The 296-nt window shown below is 65.9% G+C and carries 1 protein-coding gene; it reads left to right on the forward strand.

The genetic code is table 11. From position 1 onward, the window contains the following. On the forward strand, positions 1-296 hold a 296-nt coding region (locus EN857_RS34090), incomplete at both ends, for a hypothetical protein (RefSeq protein ID WP_135897735.1).

Genomic DNA, 296 nt, shown 5'->3' on the forward strand with positions numbered 1-296 from the left:
GCCGGCTATCTGGCCGGTCTCAACGAGGCTGAGCGCGGGGAGATAACGTTGCGCCTAACCTCAGGAGGCGCAGTGCTGGCCGAGCAGCGCGTTGCGGTGCGCCTGCTTGCCCGCGACGAATGGGGTGGCGTCGTCGATATGGCGCAATTGCTCGCCGCATTCGTCATGCCGAACGACCCGGCGATCGCAGGACTGCTGCGTTCCGCAGCGGAGCTGCTCGCAGCGCATGGTCATCCTTCCAGCCTCGATGGCTATCAAAGCGGCAATCCGCAACGCGCATTCATGCTGGCGGCCGC

The sequence above is a fragment of the Mesorhizobium sp. M4B.F.Ca.ET.214.01.1.1 genome, from assembly GCF_004791545.1.
GTDB lineage: Bacteria > Pseudomonadota > Alphaproteobacteria > Rhizobiales > Rhizobiaceae > Mesorhizobium > Mesorhizobium abyssinicae.